The organism is Acinetobacter sp. YH12027 (genome assembly GCF_013420085.1).
Taxonomy (GTDB): Bacteria; Pseudomonadota; Gammaproteobacteria; order Pseudomonadales; family Moraxellaceae; genus Acinetobacter; species Acinetobacter amyesii.
Genome location: NZ_VOYW01000082.1, coordinates 1 through 4,187 on the forward strand (window position 1 = coordinate 1; position 4,187 = coordinate 4,187).

At 41.4% G+C, this 4,187-nt stretch carries 4 protein-coding genes and 1 pseudogene; all 5 read right to left on the reverse strand.

Going from position 1 to position 4,187, the window contains the following annotated elements; translation table 11 throughout:
- Positions 1–178 precede the first annotated feature (178 nt).
- The 5 genes and pseudogenes from FTT94_RS16185 to FTT94_RS16205 all read right to left on the reverse strand — a co-directional run bounded on the left by FTT94_RS16185 (position 179) and on the right by FTT94_RS16205 (position 3,873).
- Positions 179–457, reverse strand: coding sequence for a hypothetical protein (locus FTT94_RS16185; protein WP_078192732.1), 279 nt, complete (start codon positions 455–457; stop codon positions 179–181).
- Positions 458–562: 105 nt separating this feature from the next.
- Positions 563–1,066, reverse strand: a complete 504-nt coding sequence (locus FTT94_RS16190) for a DUF6586 family protein (protein ID WP_111884067.1) — start codon at positions 1,064–1,066, stop codon at positions 563–565.
- A 75-nt stretch (positions 1,067–1,141) separates the two neighbouring features.
- Positions 1,142–1,504 (reverse strand): annotated as a pseudogene (locus FTT94_RS16195) (ASCH domain-containing protein).
- Positions 1,505–1,546: 42 nt separating this feature from the next.
- The gene (locus tag FTT94_RS16200; protein WP_078189697.1) at positions 1,547–1,798 is read right to left on the reverse strand and encodes an RNA-binding protein; all 252 of its coding nucleotides are present in this window, start codon (positions 1,796–1,798) and stop codon (positions 1,547–1,549) included.
- A gap of 86 nt (positions 1,799–1,884) precedes the next feature.
- Positions 1,885–3,873 carry an ATP-dependent helicase gene (locus FTT94_RS16205; RefSeq protein ID WP_168377891.1) on the reverse strand — a complete coding sequence of 663 codons (1,989 nt, stop codon included), beginning with the start codon at positions 3,871–3,873 and terminating at the stop codon, positions 1,885–1,887.
- Between the last annotated feature and the right edge of the window lie 314 nt (positions 3,874–4,187).

A 4,187-nucleotide genomic window follows, 5' to 3' on the forward strand; every position in this document is an offset into this window, starting at 1 on the left:
AATAATTCAAGTGAATTTGTTTGAAAGAAGAACTTTAAAAGCTTTATTTTCACCCGATAAAATACCCATAAAACAAGAGGAAGCTCAAATGAGCTTCCTCTTGTGAAAAATTGTGGGACAGCAGTGACCGAAAGGTGCGTTTTCATTATCATGATCCGCAAAGTCAGCAGCTATATGATTAGCTCATATATTTGGGCTTTTCATCAACCACTTCGGCATGCCATTCATCCACTTGTTTTTCTAACAAACCAAACAATGCAGCCTGAATCATTTGCTGAGCGATCACACTCATTTGATCGCCCAAAATATTGCGTAATTCTTCATTGAATTGGATAGTCACCAAAGGCTCTTTTTCTGAGCCTGCATTACGCAATGCCAACTCACCACCTTCCAATTGAACCAGCTCTAAAATTGCTTCCTGGTTCCCAAAGAGTTCTTTCAACTGTTCTATAGACATATATCCCTCCATGCGCAACATGGTGATAAAGGCATCTGCACTTTGTATTACTTAGATAATCTTATATCGGGTTAAATAAATTTATTTCAAGTAGCAATAGTCCGATTAGAACTCCACCATCTCGTTACGAAATCCATCAATCAATTGGGTTAGATCACGATGCCATTCACGCAAAATAGCGGTATCTGGCAACCATGCTTGCGGTGTTTGAGTGACTTTAATAATTAAATTTGAAGACGTTTCATCTTCTGGCTCTGGTGCAGACGGTTCAGGTGCATACTGACACATACGATGTGCGCGTTTCAGCTCTGCAATAAAACCCTGCTTTGCCAATTGCTGCATAACAGTCACTTCAGGTGATACCTGACCTTTTTCAGCCATCAGCGTTTCAATCGACTTTAACGTGGGCGCAGGCTCATTTAAACGATAGTAACGCACCAACTCTTGTAAAAACGCAAGTACTGCACCATGCAAATGAAAAACCGCTGCTTCGCGATAAGCCTGAGCTTGTTGAACATGATCGGTCTGCTCGGCTTGCTGACATGCAAGACGGCTAAAATATAACTTTTGATTGGTACGATCAGCATGAAAGCGAGCAACACGAGACATGAACAATTCCCTAAATTTTGGCGTTTTTCTACATGAATAAGCTTAAACGGATTTTTAGGAAATTCACAATAAATATTATGGATGATCGATTTCAATTAAATAAATGTCACGCTTTGCGGGAACAGGCATATCCCAATCAATCATCCTGATATTTTCCAGACGCCAAGCCTAGCACCCTGTTGCCCAATATGTCGCCTGCGCTTGCTCTACCTCTGTTTCAGTCCATGCATGAACATCATATACATCAACCATCGCCACTGCACGTCCAATATCTTCATCTCCGCTTTCATGTAAGTAGCGTTGATTTTCCACGATCACTAAATCTTTTAAAGGCAAATGTTCGGGCTGCCATGAGCGGACTTCAAGCGTTTTAAGCCCACAAGCAATGTTCGAACCAGATGGCGCAACAATCGACAAAGCCGAGTAGCATTTTTTCATAGATCACCGATAAAAAAAGGAGCGTAACGCTCCTTTTTAAATTTATGCTTTAGGCTTATCTTCAGCCGCTTTTACGCGAATACCCGCACCTTTGACTTTCAAAGTATTCAGGCCTTTAATCGCTTTTACAGCTTCACGACCATTTGGCATTTCGACAAAACCAAACCCTTTCGATTTACCTGTGCTTGCATCCATAACAACAACAGCAGACTCTACTGCGCCAAATGGTTTAAACAGTTCAACCAATTCTGCTTCAGTAACTGAACGCTCTAAGTTACGTACTAAAATTTTCATTCAATCTTCCAAATAGACAGCATCATCAAAAAGCATTTGTCTATTTTGCTTTTTAACTTGCGTGTAAATCACGTCAAAAATCTATTTTAATCGAGATCGATACCAAAATCTAAATTAATCGATTTTCTTTCGATTAAGGCACTTTTTACGGTTTGCTGACGGGTTTTATAGTGTGTTTCCAAACTACATAAATTTCGAGTTAAATCATTCATAAAGTAACTTTCTACTTTACGGCCTTGCTCATCGACAGTTTCACGTGCCCAGTGGTTCAAGTTTTGCTTTGTCAAAATTAATTCATTTTGCGCACGTGTCAGCGCCACATATAACACGCGGCGCTCTTCTTCCACTTCATCGAAATTGCCTTGGGCACGTGCATGCGGGTATTGCCCTGGCGTGACATTCGCCACATAACAGACTTTTTGCTCCGTTCCTTTTGCCGAATGAATGGTAATTAACGTCACGACATCACTGTCAGATTGGCGTTCAATTTCAGAAATGGACACAGGATCGAGCACATACTCTTCAAGAAATTCACTGAGCTGTGTATGCTTTGATGCCAGTTGTTTCACCAAATCAAAATCCCCGACACGGCGGTTCCAATCTTTTTTATAGTTTTCTTCTAGCTGCTCAGAAATCGCTTGAACAGCCAAGCTTACACATTCTTTGACTTGATCTTTCAACACCGACATTTGCTTCATCATCAGAATCGCTTGGTCAGGTACTTTGCCAAATTTTTCCAACTTGGTTGCAATGGCTTGCATTTCTGGCTCAAGTAAAATCTGCTGCGATAACTTACTCGCACCGACATCACCCACACCATTCCACAAGGTTAAAAAGCGCATCCACGCGATATCATCTAAAGGATTGGCCACTACACGCAGCACACTGAGCAAGTCTTTGACATGGGCTGTTTCAAGTAATTTCATTCCGCCAATAAAGCGATACGGCACGTTTGCGGCAATACAGGCTGCTTCAATATGACGAGCAGCAAAGCTTGAACGCACAAGCACCATATGATCCGACCATTTGCTGCCTTCGAGGTAATGACGCTCTTTAATATCAATGGCAATCCATTTGGCTTCATCAAACTCATTCGGGAAAATATGCATTTTCGGCTTAATCCCTTCACCACGATAGGCATCTAAGCGTTTGTCATATTTAATTTCGCTTTCATCCAACAACCAATTCGACAAGTCTAAAATTTCTTGGGTTGAACGATAATTTTTTTCGAGTTTGAAAATCTGTGCGTCTGGTACACGCTCTTTGAAATGATGAATGTTTTCAAAGTCTGCACCTCGGAAGCCATAGATTGACTGTGCATCATCGCCGACACAGAACAAACTGACACGTTCCTTTAGTGGCTCAAGTAACGCCCATTGCAGCGGATTGGTATCCTGCATTTCATCAACCAACATGTGGCGACAAATTGAAGCGACATAATCGACCAGTCCATCTGATTCCGCCAAGGCTTTCGCCACAATCGCCAAGATATCGTCGTAATCTAAAAAGCTACGCGCACGTTTACGGGCTTCGTATTCTTTCATGATATCCGCGATTTGATCTTTTAAAGCAAAGTACTCAGGCATTTGCTTTTCCATAGCAATGCTGAGTTTTTGACGGGTATTACGGGCAAAGGAATACAGATCACAGAGTTCTTTTGGCTTGGGTAAGTGATTGGGGTTTTTCTTATCATCACGGCCACGAATCAGGCGGAACATCATGAGTTGATCATCACGATCAATAATCGAAAACTGTTCTAGACCAAAGGCTTTGGGAATGCGGCGTAATAGGTACATACAAAAAGTATGAAAGGTTGATGCGCGTAGCCCTTTAGCCTGCTCACCCAGAGCCAGCTCCACACGAGCGACAATTTCACTGGCCGCACGGCGAGTAAAAGTCAAAATTTGAATTTGATTGGCAGGCACGCCTTGATCAATTAAATAAGCTGCACGCGCCACGATAGTTTTGGTTTTACCACAACCTGCTCCTGCCAAAACCAAGCTATGCTGTGCTTCTGTTGTTGCGGCTTGTTTTTGTTGAGGATTTAATTCATCAATCAGGTTGGCTAAACTCATGGTGTCTCATCGTGCTATGTGAGTTGGTAGTTTAACAGAGCTATAGATAAATTATGAGTTTTACAATCTAGTAAGAAATCTTGATTACCAACAAAGTGCAACACTTTATAGAATTAATTTCATTTAATAATGCCACTTGCTATCGAAAGTTTTTCAATAGTTTCGCAGTTTTTTTCAAAAGTCGTTCCTGAACCGTACCGGGTTTGTCGGAGACTTTTTTATTTAAGTTAGGCCACCTGACCTAACGGGTTAATCTTATCATAGTACATTGCTTCAAACTCAAAAGGTGATACATAACCCAGTGCACTGTGTAC